At 68.8% G+C, this 24,895-nt stretch carries 23 protein-coding genes, 1 tRNA gene and 1 pseudogene; 17 read left to right on the forward strand and 8 right to left on the reverse strand.

The window, feature by feature from the left end; all coding sequences use genetic code 11:
• Nucleotides 1-90 precede the first annotated feature (90 nt).
• Together ACZ418_RS01500 and ACZ418_RS01505 are read right to left on the reverse strand one after the other, a co-directional pair.
• A complete protein-coding gene (locus ACZ418_RS01500) occupies nt 91-498 on the reverse strand; it encodes a rodlin (protein WP_468355209.1) in 408 nt (135 codons plus the stop codon).
• Nucleotides 499-705: 207 nt separating this feature from the next.
• Nucleotides 706-1,116 (reverse strand): rodlin, encoded by a 411-nt coding sequence (locus ACZ418_RS01505; RefSeq protein ID WP_468355212.1) that lies wholly within the window; start codon nt 1,114-1,116, stop codon nt 706-708.
• 540 nt (nt 1,117-1,656) lie between these two features.
• Between ACZ418_RS01505 and ACZ418_RS01510 the strand changes: the two genes are divergently transcribed.
• From ACZ418_RS01510 to ACZ418_RS01525, 4 genes are all read left to right on the forward strand, one after another.
• On the forward strand, nt 1,657-1,884 hold the full coding sequence (locus ACZ418_RS01510) for a chaplin (RefSeq protein WP_468355215.1): 228 nt from the start codon (nt 1,657-1,659) through the stop codon (nt 1,882-1,884).
• Nucleotides 1,885-2,031: 147 nt separating this feature from the next.
• The gene (locus tag ACZ418_RS01515; protein WP_468355218.1) at nt 2,032-3,042 is read left to right on the forward strand and encodes a chaplin; all 1,011 of its coding nucleotides are present in this window, start codon (nt 2,032-2,034) and stop codon (nt 3,040-3,042) included.
• A gap of 307 nt (nt 3,043-3,349) precedes the next feature.
• Nucleotides 3,350-3,589, forward strand: coding sequence for a chaplin (locus ACZ418_RS01520; RefSeq protein WP_468355220.1), 240 nt, complete (start codon nt 3,350-3,352; stop codon nt 3,587-3,589).
• Between the two features lie 735 nt (nt 3,590-4,324).
• Nucleotides 4,325-5,311 (forward strand): S53 family peptidase, encoded by a 987-nt coding sequence (locus ACZ418_RS01525; RefSeq protein WP_468355223.1) that lies wholly within the window; start codon nt 4,325-4,327, stop codon nt 5,309-5,311.
• Here the strand turns inward: ACZ418_RS01525 and ACZ418_RS01530 are convergent.
• Complete coding sequence (locus tag ACZ418_RS01530; protein ID WP_468355226.1) at nt 5,308-5,502, reverse strand: hypothetical protein; 195 nt, start codon at nt 5,500-5,502, stop codon at nt 5,308-5,310. The two genes, ACZ418_RS01525 and ACZ418_RS01530, sit on opposite strands and share 4 nt — an antisense overlap.
• A 94-nt stretch (nt 5,503-5,596) precedes the next feature.
• Between ACZ418_RS01530 and ACZ418_RS01535 the strand changes: the two genes are divergently transcribed.
• The 4 genes from ACZ418_RS01535 (at nt 5,597) to ACZ418_RS01550 (ending at nt 7,676) form a co-directional block, all read left to right on the forward strand.
• The gene (locus tag ACZ418_RS01535) at nt 5,597-5,869 is read left to right on the forward strand and encodes a hypothetical protein (protein WP_468356839.1); all 273 of its coding nucleotides are present in this window, start codon (nt 5,597-5,599) and stop codon (nt 5,867-5,869) included.
• Nucleotides 5,870-5,994: 125 nt separating this feature from the next.
• Nucleotides 5,995-6,492 carry a DUF5949 family protein gene (locus ACZ418_RS01540; RefSeq protein ID WP_468355228.1) on the forward strand — a complete coding sequence of 166 codons (498 nt, stop codon included), beginning with the start codon at nt 5,995-5,997 and terminating at the stop codon, nt 6,490-6,492.
• Complete coding sequence (locus tag ACZ418_RS01545) at nt 6,492-7,076, forward strand: vitamin K epoxide reductase family protein (RefSeq protein ID WP_468355231.1); 585 nt, start codon at nt 6,492-6,494, stop codon at nt 7,074-7,076. The genes ACZ418_RS01540 and ACZ418_RS01545 overlap by 1 nt, the downstream gene beginning before the upstream one ends.
• Nucleotides 7,077-7,541: 465 nt before the next feature.
• Nucleotides 7,542-7,676, forward strand: a complete 135-nt coding sequence (locus tag ACZ418_RS01550) for a hypothetical protein (protein WP_468355234.1) — start codon at nt 7,542-7,544, stop codon at nt 7,674-7,676.
• A gap of 125 nt (nt 7,677-7,801) precedes the next feature.
• Here ACZ418_RS01550 and ACZ418_RS01555 read toward each other — a convergent pair whose 3' ends face one another.
• Nucleotides 7,802-8,761: a D-2-hydroxyacid dehydrogenase family protein gene (locus tag ACZ418_RS01555; protein WP_468355237.1), complete on the reverse strand. Its 960-nt coding sequence runs from the start codon at nt 8,759-8,761 to the stop codon at nt 7,802-7,804.
• Between the two features lie 191 nt (nt 8,762-8,952).
• Between ACZ418_RS01555 and ACZ418_RS01560 the strand changes: the two genes are divergently transcribed.
• From ACZ418_RS01560 to ACZ418_RS01570, 3 genes are all read left to right on the forward strand, one after another.
• A complete protein-coding gene (locus tag ACZ418_RS01560) occupies nt 8,953-9,273 on the forward strand; it encodes a hypothetical protein (RefSeq protein WP_468355240.1) in 321 nt (106 codons plus the stop codon).
• An 834-nt stretch (nt 9,274-10,107) separates the two neighbouring features.
• Nucleotides 10,108-10,404 (forward strand): GYD domain-containing protein, encoded by a 297-nt coding sequence (locus ACZ418_RS01565; protein WP_351805721.1) that lies wholly within the window; start codon nt 10,108-10,110, stop codon nt 10,402-10,404.
• Nucleotides 10,405-10,848: 444 nt separating this feature from the next.
• A complete protein-coding gene (locus ACZ418_RS01570) occupies nt 10,849-11,397 on the forward strand; it encodes a carbonic anhydrase (protein ID WP_468355244.1) in 549 nt (182 codons plus the stop codon).
• Nucleotides 11,398-11,564: 167 nt separating this feature from the next.
• Here ACZ418_RS01570 and ACZ418_RS01575 read toward each other — a convergent pair whose 3' ends face one another.
• Nucleotides 11,565-11,945 carry a hypothetical protein gene (locus ACZ418_RS01575; RefSeq protein ID WP_468355247.1) on the reverse strand — a complete coding sequence of 127 codons (381 nt, stop codon included), beginning with the start codon at nt 11,943-11,945 and terminating at the stop codon, nt 11,565-11,567.
• A gap of 198 nt (nt 11,946-12,143) precedes the next feature.
• Here ACZ418_RS01575 and ACZ418_RS01580 point away from each other — a divergent pair, with 198 nt between their 5' ends.
• Nucleotides 12,144-12,806: a hypothetical protein gene (locus tag ACZ418_RS01580; RefSeq protein WP_468355250.1), complete on the forward strand. Its 663-nt coding sequence runs from the start codon at nt 12,144-12,146 to the stop codon at nt 12,804-12,806.
• Between the two features lie 27 nt (nt 12,807-12,833).
• On the opposite strand, the gene ACZ418_RS01585 is transcribed toward ACZ418_RS01580, so the two are convergent.
• Both ACZ418_RS01585 and ACZ418_RS01590 read right to left on the reverse strand, forming a co-directional pair.
• Entirely contained in the window at nt 12,834-13,211 is a 378-nt protein-coding gene (locus tag ACZ418_RS01585) for a hypothetical protein (RefSeq protein ID WP_468355253.1), read from the reverse strand.
• Nucleotides 13,212-13,588: 377 nt separating this feature from the next.
• Nucleotides 13,589-13,661: transfer RNA gene (locus tag ACZ418_RS01590), tRNA-Arg, on the reverse strand.
• A gap of 273 nt (nt 13,662-13,934) precedes the next feature.
• Between ACZ418_RS01590 and ACZ418_RS01595 the strand changes: the two genes are divergently transcribed.
• The 4 genes and pseudogenes from ACZ418_RS01595 (at nt 13,935) to ACZ418_RS01610 (ending at nt 20,948) form a co-directional block, all read left to right on the forward strand.
• Nucleotides 13,935-15,542, forward strand: a complete 1,608-nt coding sequence (locus ACZ418_RS01595; RefSeq protein ID WP_468355256.1) for a dynamin family protein — start codon at nt 13,935-13,937, stop codon at nt 15,540-15,542.
• A 1,065-nt stretch (nt 15,543-16,607) separates the two neighbouring features.
• Nucleotides 16,608-18,329 (forward strand): annotated as a pseudogene (locus tag ACZ418_RS01600) (YfjP family GTPase); the annotation flags it as partial.
• A gap of 454 nt (nt 18,330-18,783) precedes the next feature.
• Complete coding sequence (locus ACZ418_RS01605) at nt 18,784-19,266, forward strand: single-stranded DNA-binding protein (protein WP_468355259.1); 483 nt, start codon at nt 18,784-18,786, stop codon at nt 19,264-19,266.
• A gap of 269 nt (nt 19,267-19,535) precedes the next feature.
• Complete coding sequence (locus ACZ418_RS01610) at nt 19,536-20,948, forward strand: Cys-Gln thioester bond-forming surface protein (protein WP_468355262.1); 1,413 nt, start codon at nt 19,536-19,538, stop codon at nt 20,946-20,948.
• A 12-nt stretch (nt 20,949-20,960) separates the two neighbouring features.
• Here ACZ418_RS01610 and ACZ418_RS01615 read toward each other — a convergent pair whose 3' ends face one another.
• A complete protein-coding gene (locus ACZ418_RS01615) occupies nt 20,961-21,209 on the reverse strand; it encodes a hypothetical protein (protein ID WP_468355265.1) in 249 nt (82 codons plus the stop codon).
• A gap of 2,413 nt (nt 21,210-23,622) precedes the next feature.
• Between ACZ418_RS01615 and ACZ418_RS01620 the strand changes: the two genes are divergently transcribed.
• Complete coding sequence (locus ACZ418_RS01620) at nt 23,623-24,882, forward strand: SNIPE associated domain-containing protein (protein WP_468355268.1); 1,260 nt, start codon at nt 23,623-23,625, stop codon at nt 24,880-24,882.
• The last annotated feature ends 13 nt before the right edge of the window (nt 24,883-24,895 follow it).

The raw sequence follows: 24,895 nt of genomic DNA on the forward strand, positions 1-24,895 counted from the left end.
AAGGGGGAGGGAACAGAAAAAGGGAGGAAAAAAAAAAAAGAGGGGACGGACAACAACCCCCCCCCCCCCCCCCCCGCTGCGGAACGTTGTTCAGCTGTTGTTGGTGCCGTTGCCGGACACGGCGGAGATGTCGTCCAGGAGGTGCGAGAGCGGCTCGTCGCCCTTGGCCTGGGTGGAGTTCTCGACGCACTGCTGGCTCTGCGGCGCCGACAGGACCGGAACGTCCTGCGCCATGACCGGCACCACGCCGACGAGCGAACCGAGGTTCGCCTTGGCGGGCAGGCCCACACAGGGTTTGTTCAGCGAGCCCTGGACCAGCGAGAGCTGCGGGCTCATGGTACCGGACGTGATGGAGTTGCCGAACGTCTGCGAAGCGCCGGTGCCGCTGACGGAGCTGGTTCCGGTGTCGTTGCCGATGGCGAGCGCCTGGGGAGCGGCCGTAGCCGCGATGCCGGCGACCGAAGCGGCGACTGCCGTGGTTGCCCACAGCTTCTTCATTCTCATGCCCTTTCGAAATGCGGATCCGGGAGGGAGCCGACCAACGACGCGGCGGTCCCGCCCGTGGGTGCAGGGTTTGCCCCGTGCGGCTCGGTGCCGTGGGACGAGGCGACCGATGTCCCCGTCGGTCGCGGTGAGCGGTACGGACCGGCGCACGGCCCCGAGAGGCCGACGGCCGGCAAGCCGGCCGAGTGCCGGCGGTGGGGCTCAGCTGTTGTGGGTGCCGTTGCCGGACAGGACGGAGAGGTCGTCCACGAGGTGCGAGAGCGGCTCGTCGCCCTTGGCCTGGGTGGAGTTCTCGACGCACTGCTGGCTCTGCGGCGCCGACAGGACCGGGATGTCCTGTACGGATACCGGTACGACTCCGGCGAGCGATGCCAGGTTCGCCTTGGCCGGCAGACCGACGCAGGGCTTGTTGAATGACCCCTGGATGAGCGCCATCTGGGGGCTCATGGTGCCGTACGTGGCGGAGTTGCCGAACACCTGCGAGGCGCTGTCTCCGCTGGCGGACGTGGTGCCGGTGTCATTGCCGGTGGCCAGTGCCTGGGGCGCGACCGCGGCGGAGACGCCGACAACGGAAGCGGCGACCGCAGCGGTGGCCAGAACCTTCTTGATCACTTGCTGGTTCCCTTCTGAAGAAACCCCGTCTTGCGGAGCATCCTGAATCAACTGCCGCGCCCTTCCCTGGTTGTGCGGCTTCACTCCGATGGCCCACGCCGAAATTCCGTCGGGGCGTGCTGCGAGGTCCTGTGTCACTGCCTGCTTCCGATCCTGAACCGTCCGACCGGGTGAATCACCGAAACCAGACCCGCCGGCCGCGGTTGATGTGGAGGAACGTGTGAGTTCGCCAGGTGACGTGGGTGCCTGTCAGGTAAGGAGAGCGGAAGGCGGAAGAAGGCAACGGCCGCGACAGCGGTTGCCGCGCCCAGGAGCTGGCCGCCCGCTACGGCACCGTCACCGCCGGTTTCCCGCTCTTTATGGCGCCTGGGTGTCAAGTCTGCCAAGGCGTTCGGGTGAATTCCTTGGCGGCTCGCGTTCCGCAGTTTCCCGGGCTGTCTATTCCTCGTTGTAGAAATGCCGGTCATGGCGCGAGCCGTTCAAACTGTGCTCGCTCGGTCTTACCGCCAAAGGGGCATGACCGGAGAGAAAGGAAATTCCATGCAGAAGAGTGCTGCAGTTGTCGCCGGAGCGATCATGGCTCTGGGCGTGGCCGCTCCGGCCTTCGCCGATGCCGGCGCCAGCGGATCCGCCGCCAACTCCCCGGGCGTCCTCTCCGGCAACACGGTCCAGGTCCCCGTGCACATCCCCGTCGGCGTGTGTGGCAACAGCATCGGCCTCCTCACCCTGCTGAACCCGGCGTCCGGCTCCCTGTGCACCAACTCCTGACCGGGTAACGGCGCCAGCCGCCCGGCTGCGCCACAGTCGGCCTTGGACCACCACCGCTTGCTGTGCCAAGGCCGGCTTTCCCAGTTCTTCATCTCTCCAAGCAGGAAGACAACAAGAGTGCGACAGACCCTGAGCAGGGGAATCGTCGTGGCAGCTGCCGCGACGAGCGTTCTGTCCCTGTACGGCAGCCCCGCCTTCGCGGACTCGAACGCGAGCGGCACCTCCGAGGGCTCGCCCGGGCTGGTGTCCGGCAATACCGTGCAGGCGCCGGTCGATGTGCCGGTCAACGTGTGTGGCAACACCGTCGATGCCATTGCCCTGCTGAACCCGGCATTCGGGGGTTCCTGTGGCGGTGCGTCGGGTGCGAGCAGGCCGAGTTCGTCGGGTGCCTCGAGTCAGGGCACCTCCGTGGGCTCGCCCGGGCTGGTGTCCGGCAATACCGTGCAGGCGCCGGTCGATGTGCCGGTCAACGTGTGTGGCAACACCGTCGATGCCATTGCCCTGCTGAACCCGGCATTCGGGGGTTCCTGTGGCGGTGCGTCGGGTGCGAGCAGGCCGAGTTCGTCGGGTGCCTCGAGTCAGGGCACCTCCGTGGGCTCGCCCGGGCTGGTGTCCGGCAATACCGTGCAGGCGCCGGTCGATGTGCCGGTCAACGTGTGTGGCAACACCGTCGATGCCATCGCCCTGCTGAACCCGGTGTCCGGGGGTTCCTGTGGCGGTGCGTCGAGTGCGAGCAGTCCGAGCTCGCCGAACGTCCCGGGCCAGGGCGACTCCGACTCAAGCTCCGTGGCGACTCCCCCGGGACAAGCCCAGACTCCTCCCACGGGACAAGCCCAGACACCTCCCCCGGGACAAACCCAGACACCTCCCCCGGGACGAGCGCAGACACCTCCCTCGAAGAGTGGCGGGGATACTCCGTCCACTGCCCACCTTCCGGCCCCCCGGCACCCCGCCGCTGCCGAACAGCAAAGGTCCGACAGCTCCACCGACCAGGTGCGGTCGTCGGACATGACCCCCATGCACGTCAGTGGCCCCACCCGCGCCACCCTGGCGGCCACCGGCAGCGGGGCCATGCTGACGGCCTCGGGCATCAGCTCTGTGCTGATCGCGGCCGGCGTGACCCTGTACCGGCGAAGCCGAGCCGCACACCAACGATGATCTGCCGGGGGCCGGACGTGGCGACGTCCGGCCCCCGCAGTCGACCAGTCGACGCGGCCGCAGCAGGCCGTCGGCTGGAGCGCACCGACCCGGGGCGGTCGGTGTCCAGAAGGGCCCTCTTGGCGGTCGTGCCGACCAGGAGGGCCCTCGCTGTGCCGACAGGCGTGGCATTGCTGGTCGGTCCTCTCGAAACCGGTCCTCCTCAGATCACTCTTTCGGCGGCACAACCCTGCTGGATACCGCGCGTTGACATGACATCGGGCATTCGCCCGGATGCTGTTTTTTTCAATCCAAGGAGCATTTCCTCATGTCGCGTATCGCGAAGGGCCTCGTCCTCACCTCCGTCGCCGCCGCGGCCATCGGCGGCGCCGCCGGCCTCGCCGCCGCCGACAGTGGCGCGAACGGTGCTGCCAGCAACTCCGCGGGCGTCCTGTCGGGCAACACCGCCCAGCTGCCGGTTCACGTGCCGACCAGCGTCTGTGGCAACACCGCCGACATCATCGGTCTGCTGAACCCGGCGTTCGGCAGCGGCTGCACCAACTCCTGACGTCTCAGGCCCTCCGTCGACCGGCCGCCACCCCACAGGGGAGGGCGGCCGTTCGCGTGTTCCTCGGCGCACTCGCGGCTGCCCTGAACAGGCGGAAATCATTGGGCGGGTCCATGCGCCGTACGGGTGGGAGAAAAGTGTTGCAGCAACGCAAACACCGTCTCCTGCTACAGCATGGGTTCAGCAAAAGCTGCTGGTCGACCGCACACTTCCGGTACGCCGGAAAGACGAAACATGGGCCGCGTCGGCCGCCGAGGTTCTTCTCCACCGGTGAAGCGGCCCCTTTCTAATCCTATGCCTTCTCGGCTTCAGATGGATTTAGCGGTCTCGGATGCGACAAGAGGCGTGATGCACCAAGAACCCACCAGACCGTCATCGGCTCGGCACACGCTGAGGCATCGTTCACCAAGGCCTACGGCATGGCGCCGGGCAACAGTCCTCTCAACGCTGCTCACTCTGCTCGCGATGTGCATGAGCGGCGGTCTTGCCCACGCTCGCCCACTGTCGGTCGGTACTCACCGTGCCGAGAGTTCCGGGAACCGGACATCGACCGGGTCGCAGGACCCCAAGGACGTAGTCGAGTTCGGGTGTGCCCACCCGAACTCTCCCGACATGGCTCGCTGTTTCGGTCTTATGGTGGGACACCGAACCGCCGGAGGGCAGATTTCGCCAACTGTCAGTGGGTCTCCGACCAGCGCCGGCTACACACCATCCGCCCTGCGATCGGCATACCACTTGGACGGCACGTCCGGCTCGGGCCGCACGGTGGCCATCGTCGATTCCTACGACGATCCGAACGCCGAGTCCGACCTGGCCGTGTACCGAAAGTCCTATGGCCTTCCCCCGTGCACCACGGCCAACGGATGCTTCAGAAAGGTGAACCAGAACGGGCAGGCTTCACCGCTTCCGCCGGGCGACTACGGCTGGGCGGAAGAGATCAGCCTTGATCTCGACATGGTCTCCGCCGCCTGCCCCGACTGCCGCATCCTGCTGGTCGAGGCAAATTCGGCTTACACCTCCGACCTGATGAAAGCCGAAGATCAAGCGGCCGCAACGCCCGGTGTGACATCCATCTCCAACAGTTGGGGCGAGCCGGAGATCAACGCGGTGCCGTCCGATGACGTGCACTTCAACCATCCCGGTGTCGCCATCACCGTGAGTTCCGGTGACTCCGGCTACGGTGTGTCCTGGCCCGCGTCTTCCCCGTATGTCACCGCGGTCGGCGGGACGTCGCTGGTCAAAGCGTCCAACTCCCGCGGTTGGAGCGAGACGGCATGGCGCGGTGCCGGTTCGGGCTGCTCGGCCTATCAGCCAAAGCCCGCTTGGCAGCACGATCCCGACTGCAGTCGGCGGACAGTTGCGGATGTGTCTGCTGTCGCCGACCCGTATACCGGGGTGGCCACCTACGACACCTACAACAGTTGCGGTCAGAGCAGCTTGTGCGACATCTTGATCTCCGTCGGCCTGGTACAGGGTGCCGACGGCTGGATCCAGGTGGGCGGCACCAGCGTGTCCTCTCCGATCATTGCCAGCGTCTATGCGCTTGCGGGCAATGCCGCATCGACCGTCTACGGCTCCTACCCGTACAGCCATACCTCGGCACTCAATGATGTGGTCTCGGGCAGCAACGGCGCTTGCGGTGGAAGTTACCTGTGCACGGCACGTCCGGGCTACGACGGCCCGACCGGGCTTGGCACGCCGAATGGCGTCGGGGCCTTCTAGGGTTGCTGGGCAGCCACGGGGGTGAGCAGCACCGTGGTCCGTGCCGACTCAACAGGCACGCCCTCGGCACCCGGACAGCCGCTGCGCCGGTCTTTCCTCACCGGCGCAGCGGCGTCATCCTGTTTGATCTCCTTTTCCTCATATTTTCCAGGCTCATACGAGGACTCGGCGGGTGCGGAGAACTTCTCCACCCGGGGTTTCCACCCCGGCCGAGAATCGTTGAACACGGTGTCCGAGACGGTCGATACGCAGTGACTCGCCGAAGAAGGGGAATCGATGAAGCCCTTGAAAACCGCCGCCGTACTTGTCGGATCCGTCGTCTTCGCCGGTACCGCCGCGCCCGCGTTCGCCCAAAGTGCCGCCGATGTGACCCCCACCAGCCTCAATGGCGCCGTGAACAGGCTCACCCAAGGTCCTCTCGACGTGATGCCGCTGCACCACCTGTCGGGCGCGCTGGACACGGAGAACCGGGGCTCCGTGCTCCACGCCGTCAAGGGCGTGACTGGTGCACTCAACCAGCACACCCGGCTGCTGGGTGGCCTGCCGTTGCAGAGCTGACGCACCTGGGCGGTGCTCGAGGGGCGCTGAGAGGCGTCCCTCGTTCGTATGGACAATACGAGCCGCTGGTCCGGTCGAGTGAAGCGTCGTCGGGCTGCTTCCGGGGCCGTCGATACGATCGCGCGGTGACCTCAACCTCAAGCGCAACCCTTGCCTCCGGCCTCGCCGACCTGGGCACGATCGTCGTGCTGGCCTGGAGCGGAGAGGCTCCCGACGGTGACATGCCCTACCTGCTCGCCTACCCTCTCGGCGACGCCGAGGGCGGACCGGAGGCCTCCTCCTCCGCCGTGCGGAGGCTGCTGGAGAGCAACGGGCTGCCCGTGGGCGGCGACCTGGTCGACGGCAACGGCCGGCCCGGTCTTCCCGTCAGCCTGCTGGTCGAGGCCGGCCAGGCCGTCCTGCGGATGAAGCAGCTGGTCGCCCAGGCCGCCGCGCCGCCGGAGTGGCTCGCCGCCGTCTCGCGGCGCGGCCACGCCTACCTCGTCTTCACGACCCGGGCCTGGCCCGAGGGCGAGCCCGGCAAGCCCGTCGAGGCGGCCGCGCTGGCCGAGTTCGCCGGCGCCGAGGAGACCCTGACCGCCGCAGCGCACGTCGTCCTGCCGACGACCAGCCTGCGCGCCTGATGCCCAGAACCCTGGCGGGCGGCAGAGGCTTCGGACTGCTGCTGGTGATCACCGGGGCGGCCGGACTGCTCGCCTCCTGGGTCATCACCCTCGACAAGTTCAAGCTGCTGCAGAACCCGAACTTCGTCCCCGGCTGCAGCCTGAACCCGGTGGTGTCCTGCGGCAGCGTGATGAAGAGCCCCCAGGCCTCGGTGTTCGGGTTCCCCAACCCGATGCTCGGCCTGGTGGCCTACGGCATCGTCATCTGCGTCGGCATGAGCCTCATCGCAGGGGCCCGCTTCTCCGGCTGGTACTGGCTGCTGTTCGGGGCCGGCTGCCTGTTCGGCGTCGGGTTCGTCTCCTGGCTGCAGTTCGAGTCGCTGTACCGGATCAACGCGCTGTGCCTGTGGTGCTGCCTGGCCTGGGTCGCCACGATCCTGATGTTCTGGTACGCCGCCTCGCTGATCGTCCGAAACGGTTTCCTGCCCGCACCCGGCTGGCTGAAGAGCTTCTTCGCCGAATTCACCTGGGTGCTTCCGGTCCTGCACATCGGAGTGGTCGGCATGCTCATCCTGACCCGCTGGTGGGACTTCTGGACGAGCTGACGAATGACCGGCCCACCATTACGGCAGTCGGGGGGAATTGTGAACTGAAGGCTTCTTCCGGACGGTTACGCGGTACGGACGTCTAATTCCCGTATCCCGCAACTTGAAAGGGGCCGTACCTGACATGAAGTCAGCACCCGAGGAACCCTTGCCGCCCTCATCGCGGGCGCCGCGGCCGCCGTGGGAGCCGCAGCCACCCCCGGCCGCCGCGGTCCGGCGCGGTCCCCGTCCCGGTGCCGCTGGAGGGCATATCCCAGTCCCTCGGACCCGGGCACGCCCGACGGCCCGCACTATGTCACCGGGCGCCTCCTGCCCGACCGGACCAGGCCCCAACTGCCCCTCAACGGCGCGCTGCCCCGGCGCCGGTCCGTAGGCGCCGCTGCTGCAACTCCTCGGTGGACACCGCGACCACGTCGGCGCCGACGCCCCCGCCTCCGACCTGCGCGCCTTCGGCCGGGCCTGGACGTGGGCGCGCCCCTGATCCCGCCCAACCCGAACAACTTCGGCCTGCCGGACCTCAAGCTCCCCGAGGCCGGCGTCCTCGTCCCGGTCCTCCGGACGGCCGCGGGCGCGGACCTGAGCAGCGGTCAGGGCCGGTAGCCCCAGCGCCCAGCCCCGAGCCGTAACCCTCCGACTCCTGCGCCGGACCGTCGTACCACAGGATGGCCCTCAGGCGATGACCCTCGTGCCCTGGACGAAGGAGCTCCTCACCCGTCCGGGCGGGCTCAGGGCAGTCGCCGTACGGGGGAGCCCGCCAGATGGGCGCGGATGTTCTCCACCGCCTGGCCGTAGTACGTCGTGTAGTTGGCCCGCGACACATAGCCGAGATGGGGCGTGGCGAGGAGGCGGGGTGCGGTGCGCATCGGGTGGCCTGCGGGCAGTGGCTCGATGTCGAAGACGTCGACGCCGGCGCCCGCGATCCGGCCCTCGTGCAGCGCGGCCAGCAGGGCGTCCTGGTCGACGACCGACGCCCGGGAGGTGTTGATCAGATAGGCCGTCGGCTTCATCAGGGCGAGTTCGGCGGCGCCGATGAGGCCGCGGGTGCTGTCACCGCCGGGCACCTGGACCGAGACGAAGTCGCTGTCGGCGAGCAACTCCTCCTTGGACGAGGCCAGTTCGACACCGTGCTCTGCGGCGCGCTCCTTGGTGAGGCGCGGGCTCCACGCGCTGACGCGCATGCCGAAGGCGAGCCCGACCCGGGCCACCCGCCCGCCGATCCTGCCGAGGCCGAGTACGCCGAGCCGGGCGCCGTGCAGATCGGCGCCGACGGTGGACTGCCAGGGGCCGCCCGTGCGCAGCGCGGTGTTCTCCCGGACGATCCCGCGGGCCAGTCCGAGCAGCAGAGCCCAGGTCAGCTCGGCGGGCGGGATGCCGGAACTGTCGGTGCCGCACACGGTGACGCCGTGCCTCTCGGCGGCGGCGTAGTCGATGACGGTGTTGCGCATCCCGGTGGCGACGATCAGCTGCAGCCGGGGCAGGCGGGCGAGCAACGACCCCGGAAACGGGACGCGTTCGCGCAGCGTGACCACGATGTCGTAGTCGGCGAGGGCGGCGGCGAGGGCGTCCTCGCCGTCGAGGTGCTCGCGCAGGGCGACGACCTCGACCTCGTCCTCGATCACCGACCAGTCGGCCGACTCGACGGCCACACCCTGGAAGTCGTCCAGCACCGCACAGCGCAGTCGCACGTCGTCTCTCCCTTTCCCACGATGAGCTGACGACTGTTCAACCAGGGCGCCGAGGCGTGCCATTCCGGATGAGCGAACCCGAACGCATATGCCCGAACCGGCACGCCCTTCGACGCGTAGATCCACGCCCAGCAAGTCTCCGTCGCCTACACTTTCGCCCGTCACACAGCGTGAGGACTAATGTGAGAAGCGTGATTGAAGCGCTGCGTAGCCCGCGGCGCCCCCTTGTGCTCGGCGCAGTGCTGACCGTCGCGCTCGTCGCGCAGTCGGCTGCGCTCGTCGCCCAGCAAATGCAGATCGACAATCTCCACACACAGCCCATCGACCTCCAAGAGCGCCTTGAGCCCGGCCCCTCCGGCCCCTCCGGCCCCTCCGGTCCTACCGGCCCGCCCGGCCCCATCGGGCCACCGGGCAAGGACGGGACGGACGGCAAGGACGGCAAGGACGGCAAGGACGGCCATGAAGGGAAGGACGGCACGAACGGGAAGGACGCCGTCTGCCCGGCGTCGTAGAGCTAGACCGGCTTCTCCATTCGATCGGGATCGGGGTGCTCGGCCGCCCCGAGTCCGATCGATGGGGTCGAGACCCGTCCCTCGCACTTTCGCCGTCACATAGCGTGAGGAAAAATGTGAGTAGCGTAATCGAGGCGTTCCGTAACCCGCGGCGCCGCCTTGTGCTCGGCGCAGTGCTGACTGTCCTGTTCGTCGCGCAGTCAGCTCTGCTCATCGTCCACCAACAGCAGATCGACGTAATCCGAGGACGCCGCGTCGACCTCCAGGGGAACGGCGTTCTGTACGGCCCCCCGGGGTCGCCCGGCCCCTCCGGTCCCTCCGGTCCGCCCGGCCCCACCGGCCCGACCGGTAAGCCGGGTCGTCATGGGATCGACGGTCATCGCGGCAGGAGGGGGCACAACGGAAGGAGAGGGAGGAACGGCAGGGACGGGCAAGTCATTCTCGTGGAGCCGTCGTCGCATAAGACCGAGCCGCACGAGAACGAGCCGGACGAGAACGAATAGAAGCTGCCGAGGTGCCCGGCGGCCGGGTCACGCGTCGGCGCGGCGGAACACCCCCGCCACGTCCAGCGCGACCCGCCGCCACGGCCGTCTCACTCGTCGCCGAGGTCGCTGACGTACTTCAGCATCGCCCCGCCCACGAATGCCTCCGCTGATGACCCGCACGGGCCACAGGAGATCGCGGGCCGCGTTCTTCCATCAGCACCTGACCAGCGACCGCGACCGGGCCATGTGGTCGCTCGTTGCGCTCGTTCGGGTGCGTACCTCGTGCAGGTTCTGCCTCAGATGCCCAGGATTGACCTCGCGATCTGTCTCCTCGTGAAGGCGGAAGAACATGCCGACGTACGTTGCCTTGCTGAGCTGGACTGATCAAGGGGTCCGAAACTACAAGGACACCGCGAAGCGCGCCGAGACCTTCGGCTCGGCGGTGCAGAAGCTCGGCGCGAAGCTCTTGAGCATCTACTGGACCGTCGGTCTGTACGACCTCGTGGCCGTGGTCGAGGCACCCGACGACGAAACTGCCGCCGCAGCGCTCCTGCAGCTCGGTGGGGTGGGCAACGTCCGTTCCACGACGCTGCGGGCCTTCGGCCGAGAGGAGATGGAGCGCATCGTCGCCAAGGCGGCCGGCTGACGACCACCAACCCCCGGCACCGAAGACTCGGCCCCCGAGGATGTGCGCCTCCCGCCGGACAAACCGGAGCCCTGCGCGGCTGCCGGCGGCCAGCCGGCACGGGAGGCTTTCCTGCGGCCGCCGGAACGGATGCTGTGCGCCGTCTGCGGGAAAGCGGCCCTCGCTTGCTTGTGCCTGCGCTCTGACTTCCTCACCGCACTGAACAATCGCCTGGTCATGGCGTATGTACGCGTCTCGTCGAATTGAGGGGAACGACCGATGCTTGCAGCGGAACACCCGAATCGCAGGGCTCTGCTCGTTGGCGGACTCGCGGTCTCCTCGGCCGCACTTGCGGGGTGCTCATCGACGAACGCCACCACGTTGGCGACCAGTGCCTCGCCGGAAGCGAGCCCGACAACGCCCGCCGCAGCATTCGCGAGGCTGATGGATGGCAACAAGCGCTGGGTGAGCGGAGAACTTCAACACCCCGACCGGGATCCGAACCGGCGCCAGTTCGTGGCCCAGGGGCAGAAGCCGTTCGGGGCGATCCTTTCCTGCATCGACTCCCGGGTGCCGCCGGAGCTTCTCTTCGACACCGGGCTGGGCGACCTGTACGTGATGCGCACAGGAGGACAGGCGGTCGGCCCGGTGGTCACGGGTTCCGTGGAGTACGGGCCCATGACGAGTGGCACTCCGCTCGTCGTGGTCCTCGGGCATCAGCGTTGCGGAGCCATCGAGGCGGCGTACAAGTCTCTCCGTGGCGGCAAGCCGCTGCCGGGGAATCTCGACGCGATCGCCAAGGCCCTGCGTCCGGCGTACGAACAGGCAGTCAAGGAGGGCGGTGCCGACCCGGTCGAGACCATGGCCCGTGCGCAGGCCAAGCTGACTGCGGCGGTCCTGCGCTCCAACCAGAACCTGACCTCACTCGTAAGAAAGGGCAGTCTTGCCGTGGTCGGCGCCTACTACTCCCTCGACACCGGGAAGGTAGAAGTCCTGGCGGGCGCGCCTTCCTGACCGGTTGACCGAGACAGACGTGCATGTGCCAGGCCGTCGATGATCAGCCCGGTCGAGATGGTTTCATCGCACGGTGAGCGCTTCCACGCGCTCTACCTTCACTCCTACAGCCGCGGGAAAGAGCACACCTTCGAGCGATAGGCCCCACCGAAGCCTGGTGGCACGTCTCACGAAGTTCCCTTACCAAGTACCCCGAGCTGCCTTTGGCTTTCGCGTTCAGCAGCGAACTCGTCGAGGAGCTGGAACAGGACGTCGATCGCGCGCTTCTCATCCTGTGGCGGCAGGTCCCACATGCTCTCCCAGCCGTCGGGGAGGGCGATATGCAAGACCTGACCCGGCCAGGCATGGTTGCAGTCACGGCCACGGCGGGCGACAAGCCACTCGTGCCAACCGGCCAGTCCCGTACCGCCGTTACGCACCGCATGCTGGTCGTAGCCGGTCAGGAAGGAAGTCAGCATGTGGAAGGACGTCTTGCCGACGAACATGCCGGGCCGTTGCCCTACGCAGGCGAAGTACTCGCGTTCGCTCATCTCCGACAGCTGCTTCATCAGAACCAGCACCCCCTGCTTTGCCCGTCTGCATGAACTTCGCAAGACCCAGCAATCGTATGGCGTCCCGGTCACACCAAGCCATCAAACCTGAGATTCCCCACCCACCCGTCGCCGTCACGCATACCCCCCTCACGCGGTGCTGACCGGTGCGGCACAATCGCGGTCAACTGGGCGGGCAACGGTGGGGGTGGGAACGTGGGGCGTTTTGGCTCGCGAAGCCGACGTAAGGACATACCGAACGAGCCGGCGCTACTGGCTGCGGCTGCTGAGAATCCCGGTGGAAGCGTCGCCGAGATCGACCCGACGTATATCGACGACCCGAACGGCTACGTACCTCCCGAGGCGATCCGCGGCGCGTGGTTGGTGGACAGCAGCGGGAAACTGACAGGTGAGTACCAGGAAAACCCCCGTCACGGGGTGCCACAGGACGACTTCAGCAAGCTCACTGATCCTGATCACTGGCTTGGCTGGCTCGGCGATGATCCCGCGACCGCCGTCCGGAAGGGCATCGAAGAGTCCTTGCGCGCCCAGGTGGCAGACGCAGTGGTCGAGTGGGTCAAGATCCTTGAAACGCCCCGGTTTCTCACGGGTGGGCGTCGACACTCTCAAGACGAACAGGTCATGTTGGTCACCCGCGCGGCACTCGCCGCGCCCTTTGCATTGTCCGTGCGCTCCACGCAGCACGGGCGTTCCATCCTCCTGGGGGTGTTCTCCTGGGCGGCGGTGAACCTCTCACCGCCCGAAGTCCGCAAGGATCGGCAGTGGTTTGACCTGGGCGTCGGGCTGGACTGGGCCGGTGAACGGCTTCAAGAGCGGATCTACGAGATTGACGGTGAGGACGGCACGGCCGAGCGGTAGAGCGGCAATGCCACGCCGTACCGGCGGTCAGAGCGGATACATGACGCCGTAGGCGCCCTTGACAAAGCTGCAGCCATGCGCGTGGCGGGCGTGACGCTGCCGGAGCTCGACGCCGTCGATCAGTGGTGCAGGCGTGCTGATCCACGCGGCGGCTCCGGAGGTCGGGAAGCAGTGAACCGACATGGGGAGATCCACGAGTAACGTGACTTGAAGGGCCGCGCTGAGGGCGAAACAAGCACGGTGCGGGGGCGTCCGGCCCCCTCGCGCCTCCTGCGCCGGCGCATCGCCGACGAACAGCTCCAGCCGGGTGATCCCCTCTTTCAGGGGGAGTCCGGTGGCATCCTCGCCGACTCCGTCATCCGTCGGGCGTGGCGCAGCGCGCGTAAGGCCGTACTGCCTCCGCACGTCTTCGAGTCGACCACCGGGCGGCGCGTGTACGACAACCGGAACACGCGCCTGACGAACTGGCTCAACGACGGCATCCTGCCCGCCCGGGTGGCCGAGTGGGGCGGGAAAAGCGTCGCCGTACTCCTGGCGACCGCCCCCGCCGCATGGAAGCCGCGGGCGACCTCCCGGAGGCGGAGGTGTCGGGCGCTGGCTGATCTTCGCCGGTCGAGAACTTCGACACGCATTCGACACGGGCACTCGCGAAAACCCGGTGACAGCCGGACAGCCCCGGAGTCTGCCCTTGATCACCGAGCGGGCGTCCGGGGCTTCGGCGCGTCGACCGACACCCGCCCTGACCAGCAAAAAGCCCTCCCAAGCGGGAGGGCGGAGACTTGCGCCCCCGGCAGGACTCGAACCTGCGGCCAAGCGCTTAGAAGGCGCCTGCTCTATCCACTGAGCTACGGGGGCCTGGTGGCGGGTCCAAGGATAAAGGTCCCTGTTCCTCGACCCTGTCGCTTCGCCTCCGTGGCTCGATGTGGAGGTTTGGTGAAGCGATCCCGATAATCGCAGGCAGGTACGAATCGTGCACCACTTTTGGCGTCCGACGCACCGGGTGTTGTGCACTCGTTATGCCTGAGCTGTACCCGTGTCCCGGTCGCCCGTTGCGCCCTTTCTGTCCCGTCGGCGCGCAGGCATGTCCATATGCTTCAGAATTCCCCTAAAATTGGGCATTCTTCGCATGTGGTGACCTTGGACGTACGGCCTCAGCTGCTCGACACACTCTCCGCACTGCGCGACCGTGTCGCCGCCGCACGCTTTCCGCTGCCCCTGCCCGGGGCCCCACGCGCGCGTGCCAACCGCGACGAGCTCCTCGCGCAGCTCGACGACTACCTGGTACCGCGCCTACGGGAGCCCGAGGCACCGCTGTTGGCCGTCGTCGGCGGCTCCACCGGCGCCGGCAAGTCGACGCTCGTCAACTCGCTCGTCGGCCGCCGGGTGAGCGAGGCGGGCGTGCTGCGGCCGACCACCCGGACGCCAGTGCTCGTCTGCCATCCGGAGGATCATCATTGGTTCAGCGGCATGCGCGTGCTGCCCGATCTCACGCGCGTGTGGGAGCCCCAGGAGGACCCCGACGACCTCCCGGTCCCCGGCGACCGCCCCGCGCGCGTACTGCGCATCGAGAGCGCCGACACCCTCCCGCGCGGACTCGCCCTGCTCGACGCCCCCGACATCGACTCCCTGGTCGCCGACAACCGCGTCCTCGCCGCCGAGCTGATCTGCGCCGCCGACGTCTGGATCATGGTCACCACGGCCGCCCGCTACGCCGACGCCGTCCCCTGGCACCTGCTGCGCACCGCCAAGGAGTACGACGCCACCCTCGTCACCGTCCTGGACCGCGTGCCCCACCAGGTCGTCTCCGAGGTCTCCCGGCAGTACGGCGCCCTGCTCACCAAGGCCGGCCTCGGCGACGTACCCCGCTTCACCGTGCCCGAGCTGCCCGAGTCCGCCTGGGGCGCCGGCCTGCTGCCCGCCACCGCCGTCGCGCCGCTGAAGAACTGGCTCGCGCACCACGCCCAGGACCCCGCCGCACGGCAGCAGGTCGTGGCCCGTACGGCGTACGGCCTCCTCGACTCCCTCAAGTCCCGCATGCCCGAGCTGGCCAGTGCCGCCGCCGCTCAGTACGCCGCCGCCGTCCGGCTCATCGCCATCGTGGACGCCGCCTACGACAGCGAGCACGCGCGCGTGCGTGGCCGGCTCCAGTCCGGCGCCGTACTCGCCGGGGACGCCCTCAAACGCTGGCGGGCCTTCCCCCTGGACTGCACCCCCGGCGAACTCATCGACGCACTCGTGGCGAGCCTGGCCGCTCTGCTGCTGTGCTCCGTCACCGCCGCCGACGAGCGCATCGACGAGGCCTGGCGGCGCGAGCCGGCCGGAGCCGACCGGGCCCTCGCCGTCGGCGAGTCCACGGCCGAGAGCACCGAGGACCGCATTGGTGTCGCGGTACGGCGTTGGCGGCGTGAGCTGGAGGAGTACGCCGAGGACGAGGTGCGCGAGCTGGAACGCGCCACCTCCGCACCCGACCCGGAATCCGTCGCCGCCCTGGTCGCCACCGCGCTGCTCGGCGGACGCCGGGCGCGCAGCGCGGGCGAGGGGCTCGCGGAGCGGATCGGGGCGCACGGCGCGCTGCGGCTCCGCGACCGGGCCGGGCGGCTGCTGGGCGAACACGTGGACCGCGTCATGCACACCGAACGCGAGCGGCGCCTCGCCCCGCTCGACGCCCTGGACGTCCATCCCGAGCCCCAGGCCGCACTCATCGCCGCGCTGTCCGTACTGCAGAAGGAGAGGTGACCGGTGACGGCCGTCACTGACGAGGACCACACGGATCACACCGACCACATGAGGCGCGCCGGACGCATGAGGGACATGGAACACGGCAGCCACGGCAACGACACCGGTACCGGGCACGTGGAACACGGCGGTCACTTGGGGTCTGAGCTCGTGGAGCACGGCGGTCACCTGGGTCCCGGGCTCGTGGAGCATGCGGATCGCGTGGAGCGCATGGACCGCGTGGATCGCTTCGAGTACGTGGATCGCTTCGACTACAGCGCAGGTGTGGCCGAGCGTACGGAGCGGCTTGGGGGTGGTCGGAGCGGAGTGGATGACGGCGGCGGAGTGGGTGCTCCCGGTCCCGGTCCCGGTCCCGGCCCGCGTCCCGGCTTCGGCGAAGGGCCGGCGGTCGGGGAGGGGCACAGCGGGGATCGTGGTGGAGACCGGATCTCGGACCTCTCCGACACGTCCGACGCCTCCGACGCCTCCAACGCCTCCAACGCCTCCAACGCCTCCAACGCCTCCAACGTTTCTACGGACACCGCCGGTGAGCCGGCAGAAGACGGGGACGTCGCCGACTCGGGCCCCGAGAGCCCGTCCAGCGAGCTGCACGCGCGCGTGCGGGGCGAGGGCGAGGGTGACGGCGAGGCCGTGGACCGGGAGAACCTGGACGAGCGGCGGAGCAAGCACACCGACACCGGAGGCGGCACGCAGCTCTTTCTGCCGCACCCGCTCCCGCACCCCGCAGCCAAACCGACTCCCCTTGCCAAACCGGCCCCGCCAGCCAAAGTCATCACGACAGGCAAAGCCATCCCGGCTGCCAAACCGGCGTCTTCAGTCCCGCCTCTCCCACGGCTCTGTCCAACGATCGTATTCACGCCCACCCCCGCCTCCCGCACAACCACGGATGCAGACACCCACCGGGAGCCACACAAGCCCTCGGAGCCCTCAGGACCCTCGAGGCCCTCGGAGCCCTCGCGGCATTCGGAGTCTTCACGGCCGCCGAAATCCCCGGAGACCCTCAAGTCCCCGGATTCCCCCGAGTTCCCCAGTTCCCCTCGGTCCCCCGAGTCCCCCGACCCCTCCGAGCCCTGGGACGACGGCCTCATCGCCCGGCGCGTCACGGAGGCGACGGCCGCCACCCTCGCCGCCGAACGCGCCTCCGCGCTGGACGGCGGCGGCCGCGGCCCCGGCAGCCAGACATCGGCTCCGCTCGCGTACGACGGTCGGCTGCGCTCCCGGCTGGACGCCCTGCGCGAGCTGGTCGGGCTCTCCCGGACCCGCCTGGACAGCCGTACCCTCGCCGAGGCGGGCCGGGTGCTGGACGAGGCGGCCGCCCGCCGCAAGCTCTCCGGCCGGCACACCGTCGTGGCCATCGCGGGCGCGACCGGCAGCGGTAAGTCGCAGTTGTTCAACGCCCTTGCCGGAGTGGCCATTTCGGAGACCGGCGTACGACGCCCGACCACCGCCGCGCCCATCGCGTGCAGCTGGAGCGACGGCGCGGCGGGACTCATCGACCGGCTCGGCATTCCGGGCCGGCTGCGGCGCCGTCCGCTGCAGAGTCCGGAGGCGGAGGCGCAGTTGCGCGGGCTGGTCCTGGTCGACCTGCCCGACCACGACTCCGCCGCCGTGGAGCACCGTAAGCAGGTCGACCGGATCCTGAAGCTGGTCGACGCGGTGATCTGGGTCGTCGACCCGGAGAAGTACGCCGACGCCGTGCTGCACGAGCGCTATCTGCGGCCCATGGCCGGCCATGCGGAGGTCATGTTCGTCGTACTGAACCAGATCGACCGGCTGCCCGGGGAGGCCGCCGACCAGGTCCTGGACGATCTGCGCCGGCTGCTGGACGAGGACGGCATCGCGCTCGGCGAGTACGGCGAACCGGGCGCCACCGTGCTCGCACTGTCCGCGCTCACCGGCGACGGCGTCGGCGAACTGCGCGAGCACCTCGGCCAGTTCGTGGCCGAGCGCGGCGCGGCGGCCCGCCGGGTGTCGGCCGACGTGGACGCCGCCGCAGCCGGGCTGCGGCCCGTGTACGCCACCGGGCAGCGGGCCGGCCTCAGCGAGGAGGCGCGCGAGGAGTTCGCCGACCGGCTCGCGGACGCGGTGGGCGCCACCGCGGCGGGCGAGGCCGCCGAGCGGGCCTGGCTGCGCAACGCCAACCGCGCCTGCGGCACCCCCTGGCTGCGGCTGTGGCGCTGGTACCAGTGCCGGGGCGAATCCACCACGGGCCGCATCCCGGTGCGGGCGGGCCAGCCCGACGAGGAGGCCACGGCCCGTCAGCGCGTCGAACAGGCGGTCCGTACGGTGTCCGACCGGGCCTCGGCCGGGCTGCCGGCGCCGTGGGCGCAGGCGGTGCGCGAGGCGGCCGTACGCGGGTCACAGGGGCTGCCGGAGGCGCTGGACGACCTGGCGGCGCGGGCGGGACTGCCACCGGGCCGGCCGCCACGGCCGGGCTGGTGGCCGGCGGCGGTGCTGGTCCAGGCGGCGATGACCCTGCTGCAGGTCGTGGGCGGCCTGTGGCTGCTCGGCCAGATCGTCGGCGTCATGGCGCCCAACCTCGGGGTTCCGGTGCTGCTGATGGCGTGCGGGATCGTCGGCGGACCGCTGGTGGAGTGGGGGTGCCGGATGGCGGCGAGAGGCCCGGCCCGGCGCTACGGCCAGGAGGCGGAACGCCGGCTCCGGGAGGCTGCGGCCGGCTGCGGCCGGGCACGGGTGCTCGATCCGGTGGCGGCGGAGCTCTTGCGGTACCGGGAGGTACGGGAGCAGTACGGGTGCGTTGCGCGGGGCGGGGCGGGCGGGGGGTGAGCCCGGCGGGGGGTGAGGTGTGAGCGCGAGGGGCCTCGGGTGTTTCCGGGGCCCCTCGGCGGGTTCCGGGGGCGGGGTGGTCATGTGCGGGCGCGGGGTGAGGCCGTGGGCGGGCTCGGGGGTGAAGCCGCGGCCGGCGATGGTGGCCCCTCGTGCGGGTGGCGGGGTTTTCCACAGGTGGGGTGGTCGTCCACAGCTCTCAGCGGGCACGGTCCGGCGGAGGCACTCTGGGGTCGCGGCGATCGCACGGCGGTTCCGGCCGGAGGGACGGTGGCGGACGGTGCGCGCGATCGGCGGGACGTGCAGGCACGTACGGCGGTCGTACGCGCCCGCACGGCAGACACGCAGGAAAGACCAACGAGACAGACACACACGACAGACACGGCCGTACGGGACGGGCCCGTGCGCGTGTCCGCCCGGCCGGAAGGGCCGGGCGGGGGAGGGGAGCGAGGACATGAACGAGACCAACGTGTGCGTGGTGGGCAACGTGGCCACCCGGCCGGTGTACCGGGAGTCGGCCGCGGGTCCGTCGGCCCGGTTCCGGCTGGCGGTGACCGCGCGCTACTGGGACCGGGAGAGGAACGCCTGGACGGACGGGCACACCAACTTCTTCACGGTGTGGGCCAACCGGCAGCTCGGGATGAACGTGGCCGCATGCGTGGAGGTGGGCCAGCCGGTCGTCGTACAGGGCCGGCTGAAGGTGCGCACGGAAGTGCGCGACGGGCAGCAGCAGTGGGCCTCCGCCGACATCGATGCCGTGGCGATCGGCCACGACCTGTCACGCGGTACGGCCGCCTTCCAGCGGTCGGCCAAACCGGAGGCACCTATGACGGCGACCCGGCCGGAGCCGAACTGGGAGACACCGCGTCCCGCCGACGACGTGGACGAGGGTGACGGTGTGTCCCAACGAGAGGCGGAGCCAGTGGCGGTGACGTGACATCAGCTCCGCGTCGACGGGGCGGAGGCGGGACCGGGGCCGCCGGTGTCCCAACGCCCCGTACGAACCGGTGGATTTGTCGATATGCCCAGCTCATGGACGGTCCCGGCGATAACGATTACGGATCGGATCGCCCATCGGATCATCCGACCGGCAGGACAGGCTCCGGCTGATCCATAGGATGCCGGGCGTGCCCCTAGGGGCTGCCGATTCTGCTGGTGGGACCGCCCCCCCCCGCGTCCAACGGGTCCTGCTCGAAGGGGAATTCTGTGCTTGCTGCGTTGTGTGGGTTCCGCCGTTCCGCCGGAGCGGCCCGCCTGGCCGCCGCCACGACGGTGACCGGCCTCGTGGCAGCCGGTGTGCTGTCCGGCGCCGGTACGGCCGTGGCCGACGGGACCGACGGAACACCGCAGACCCAGGGCGGGGCGACGGCCACGATCAGCGGCCTGAAGACCTACGGCGAGGCGGTGATCCACGAGGACGGCGGCGACCAGCACGTCGAGGCGGGCCTGTTCGAGATGTCCGTCGACGGCGGCGGCACCCTCCAGACGTACTGCGTCGACCTCCACAACCCCACCCAGCGCGACGCCCTCTACCAGGAGACGCCCTGGAGTGGCACCTCGCTGGGCGGCAACAAGGACGCCGGCCGGATCCGCTGGATCCTGCAGAACTCCTATCCCCAGGTCAACGACCTCGCTGCGCTCGCCCGCCAGGCCGGCGTCGGCACCCTGACCGAGCAGGACGCGGCGGCCGGAACCCAGGTGGCCATCTGGCGGTACTCCGACCACGCGAAGGTCGACGCCGTCGACCCGCGGGCCGAGAAGCTCGCCGACTATCTGCAGAAGAGCGCCCGCGACCTCGGCGAACCACAGGCCTCGCTGACCCTGGACCCGCCGGCGGTCTCCGGCCGGCCGGGGGATGTGCTGGGACCGGTGACCGTGCACACCAACGCGGGCACCGTCACGGTGAGTCCGCCGCCGGACGCGGCCACCAGCGGGGTGCGGATCATCGACAAGACCGGCAAGGTGATGACGTCCGCACAGGACGGCACCCAGCTGTACTTCGACATTCCCGAGGACGCCACGAACGGCTCGGCGCAGCTGACCGTGCAGGCGTCGACCACCGTACCGGTGGGCCGTGCCTTCGCCTCCGACAGCCGCAGCCAGACCCAGATCCTGGCCGGCTCCAGCGAGTCCACGGTCTCCGCGACCGCGACCGCCACCTGGGCGGCCGAGGGCGCCATACCGGCGGTGTCGGCCCGGAAGAACTGCGCCAAGAGCGGCCTGGACATCTTCGCGGCCAACAAGGGCGACAAGCCCTTCACCTTCGAGCTGATGGGCGCCGAGCACACCATCCCCGCGGGCGCCCACCGCACGGTGACCATCCCGCTCCAGGAGGACCAGGCCTACGACTTCACGATCAGCGGACCCCATGGCTTCAGCCACCACTTCACCGGGGTCCTCGACTGCAAGACACAGGGCGCGATCACCACGCAGACGACCCAGGTCCACAACGAGCCCAGCCCCGCCTCGGTCGGCGGCACCACTGCCCCGGACACCAACCTCGCCGCGACGGGCGGCTCCGCGATCACCCCGCTGATCGCCGGCGTGGCCATCGGCCTGGTCGTCATCGGCGGCGCGGTCCTGGTCCTGCTGCGCAAGCGCGAACAGGCCGGCGACTGACCTGGCCCGGCGTCACGCCTCGTCGTCCTGGGCGCGCGGCCCGTCCTGAGAGGCACTGGGCTCATCCTGGGGAGTGCGGGGGAAGATCAACCCTGCCGAACCGCTGATCATCCCGACAGCCCCCAGGCCGCCGATCAGCAGCCGCCCGAGAACCTTGGCACCGTGCCAGTCGTGCGGAGCCCCGAAAACCACCCAAGCACCCAACGCAATGCCCGCGATCAAGACTGCAAGTCCGCCGATACGACGTAAGCCATGACTCATGGGCTCATGATCGCCGCTCGCTGATCGACGCTCAACTGTCACGGAGACGAACGAGCCACCCCTCGACAACAGCAAACATCCAGGTCACAGGCCCCCAGCCGGACGCGTTTCCATCCGAGCCTGGCTTCAGGCAAGATGAGGTGTTACTTGCCAGGGGGAGGGCATGAAAAGGCCCCTCACCAGCGGTTTATTCGCCAATGAGGGGCCGTGTCAGGCCGCTTGGGCCGTCTCTGGGCCGTCGCCCGTCTTCGGGCCGTCGTGAGCGTGACCGGCGGTCCGGTACATCGCGGAGATGGCCTTCCGGGTCCGCATCTCACTGGACGGCCTTCGAAACCGACGAGCGCGAGGAGCTGTGCGACTACATCGACCAGTCGCTGACCGAGCACGGCGTCGATGTCGTCGGCCTGACCGCGCGCCACGGACTGGGCCGGTACCAGCTCACGGACAAGTGGCGGAAGTGGTAGGGCCGACGCGGCCCGCTGAGCAGCACAGCACTCCGCACCACAAGCGCACCAGATCGAGCGGGGAACAGCGGGGAATCACGGTGAAGACAGCCCGGCCTGATAAGGCTGCCCCTGGCCGTTCGCCCAGGTCAGCGCCCAAGCGAGCTTCAAATGATCGCAGCTTCCCAAGCTGAGAGCGCGAGTTCGGTGCTCGCCATCCGCGCCAGGCTCCTGGTGGTGTTGCCCGAGAGGGTGACGTGGGAAATGCGGGCAAGCTAGCGGCGGGCGCGCTCACGACTACGCTGCCGGTTCCAATCCTGCCTGCGCCGACGCTCGATGCGAGCATCAACCCAGCGGCCTGCGAGAGCAAGGAACTCGGACCAGACCCTAGCGCGGTCCTTCGACGCCTGAGGAAAGATTACTCGGCAGATGGTTGCCGCTGTACCGCTCAGCACGATCAGGATGACGGCCAACGAACCTGCCCACGCTGGCAGGTTTGCGAGATATTCGACGAGCATGTCTGCGACTCCGACACACGGCAGCCCCATGGGCCCCTCACCGCGTCTCTGAGACACCCCTCACGGGCGGTACGAGGACGAGGGTGCACCCCTTAGATGAATGTGAGGGCTGCCCAGTCTGCGGGGCTTCGCGGGGCGCGCGGAGTCTGGACGAGTGGCGTCGGGAGGGGGGTCGGTACAGCAATGAGCCAGTGACGAGTGGCAAGGGCACATCGTCGGTCCGCAAGTGCCTGCGCGGCGCGGAGCGCTGCCACACGAGCAGCGGAGGGTACGCGCGCGTGAGGGCCGCTGTGCAGAAGCGCCAAGCGGGCGGCTACGGCGCGGAAGAAGGCGTCAAGCCGCTCCGACATGGAGATGCGGAGAACCTCAACGATCAACTGGGCGCTGTCCAATGTCCCCTCACCCCCTAGCGCTCAGATTTAGGCGATACCCCTTGGAACATGAACGAAACTTCGCATACAAGATGTGTGCTGTCTGCGTCACGGCAGGGCTTCACCACGTCCGGACGTAAGGCCTTCCGACGTGACCGACTGGCAAGTGGCACTGACAACGGCCTGGCAGCGGGGGAGTCGCGGTACAGCAGCGAAGTACAGCACCCCAGCAACCGTCAACACCCGGCGCTGACTCCCACGGCACTCACCGCGACCCGCATGACCGTCTCCGACCGATCTCTGTGGAGCTACGGATCAGAAGGCTCCTGACATCCACGGCTGACATCAACGACGCTGGGCGGGGGCGCACACCAGTGACTCTGTCCGGCCGTCGCACCAGTCGCCGGCAGCAACCGGAGCAGGCTCGGATCGAACTCCTAAAGCGGAGGTCCCCAACGCAGCGGGTCCGTAGTCCAGTCGGCTCGTGCCAAATAGTGCGGGGACCACGGGAACATCGGGCGCCAATTCGGCAACCAGCAGACGCTACGCCGCTCTCTGTGCTCCCTAGATCGCCCAAGCCAAGCTCAGGGGGTGGATCTAGAGCCGGGGGAGGGATAGTAACCTCGGTCTACTAACTCTCCGCACTCTGAGGGGCGCGGGCTGTGAAGCCAGTATCGGTCTGTGGGGACAGGCCGGGTTGGGGGGCACGATGATGACGTATCGGTTCAATCCGGCGCCAGGCTGGCCGACGCCGCCTCCTGGATGGATGCCACCTCCCGGCTGGCATCCCGACCCCTCGTGGCCACCGCCGCCGCCGGGTTGGCAGCTTTGGGTACCCGACAGTGCCGTGGACGTCGGCGCTGGCCCCACGGAGTTGCCAGGCCAGGCAACGAGTGCCCTCGCAGCGCCAACCGCGCCATCAGGCCCTACGCACGACACCCCGGTAGTCGATGCAGGGGCCGCTACGCCCTCGCAGTCTCCCATCCCGCAGGCTCGCCGCACTGGTTTGTTCGGCAGGCGTCGTCGCGACGAGAGCCAAGAGATCGAACAGTTGCGCACGTGGATAACTAGCACGCACGGCATGGACGCCGTCCAGGTCCTCGATGCCCTGCGTGTGGCGCGCGAGGAAGCCGCAGCTGTGCGCGAAGCTGCAGAAGCTGAGGCGGAGCAGATCCGCCAAAGGGCTCGGGACGAGGTGAAGACGGAGAAGGCGGAGGCGAAGAAGGCCGCCAAGGAAGCTGACCGCGTCCGGAAGGAGGCGGAGAGGGTCAGGCAGGAAATTTACAAGGCAAGCAGCCGGCTTGCCGAACTCCAGGCCCAAGTCGTGATCACCGATGAAACGGCGATGCTCCAACAGGTCGGTATCTACGCCTACCGTCACCAGTTGCAGGATGCCATTGCCTACCGCACTCGCTTGGATTCGCTGAAGGACGAGATCAAGAACCTTGCGCGTACCGACCAAGCCGTCCTCGCAGTTCAGCACTGGACGGTCAACGGGTCGGCCAGCGCCGGGCGGAAGATGGTCCGGGACTTCTCGAAGCTCATGCTCAGGGCATACAACGCCGAGGCAGATTACGCGGTGCGCTCCATGCGCCCCCACCGTCTGAACTCGCTCGTTGACCGCCTCTACAAGAGTCGGGAGACCATCGCAAAGCTCGGTGCAACGATGAACATCCGCATCTCCGATGCCTACCACGACGCCCGTGTGCGTGAACTGGAGCTGACTGCGGACTTCCTGCAGAAGAAGGAAGAGGAGAAGGAAGCTCAGCGAGAGATCCGGGCGCGTGAGAAGGAAGAGGCCGCCGCTCAAAGGGAGTTGGATCGCGAGCGGGAGAAGCTCCAGAAGGAGTTGAGCCACTACCAGGCGGCTCTGGACCGACTCCGGGATCGCGGGGACGCCGACGCCGTGGCGGAGATGGAAGCCAAACTCGCAGAGATCGAAGAGGCGCTCAGCTCCGTCGAGGCACGCGCCGCCAATGTCCGCGCAGGTTACGTGTACGTGATCTCCAACATCGGCGCCTTCGGCGAGCGGATGGTCAAGATCGGAATGACGCGGCGATTGGAGCCACTGGAGCGCGTATACGAACTGAGTGGTGCATCAGTACCGTTCCGGTTCGACGTCCATGCGCTGATCTTCAGCAAGGACGCGGTGGGGCTGGAGTCACAACTGCACCAGGAGTTCGCCGACCACCGAGTAAACCGCGTCAATGCCCGAAAGGAGTTCTTCCGCGTCACGCCAGCCCAGGTGCGTGATGCCCTGCAGCGGTACGCCGGCCAGCACCTTGTCGAGTTCACGGAAGAGCCTCAGGCCCTGGAATGGCGCGCCAGCCAAGCGAGCTGATCCGCGATGTCAC

The sequence above is a fragment of the Streptomyces sp. NPDC030820 genome (assembly GCF_055572075.1).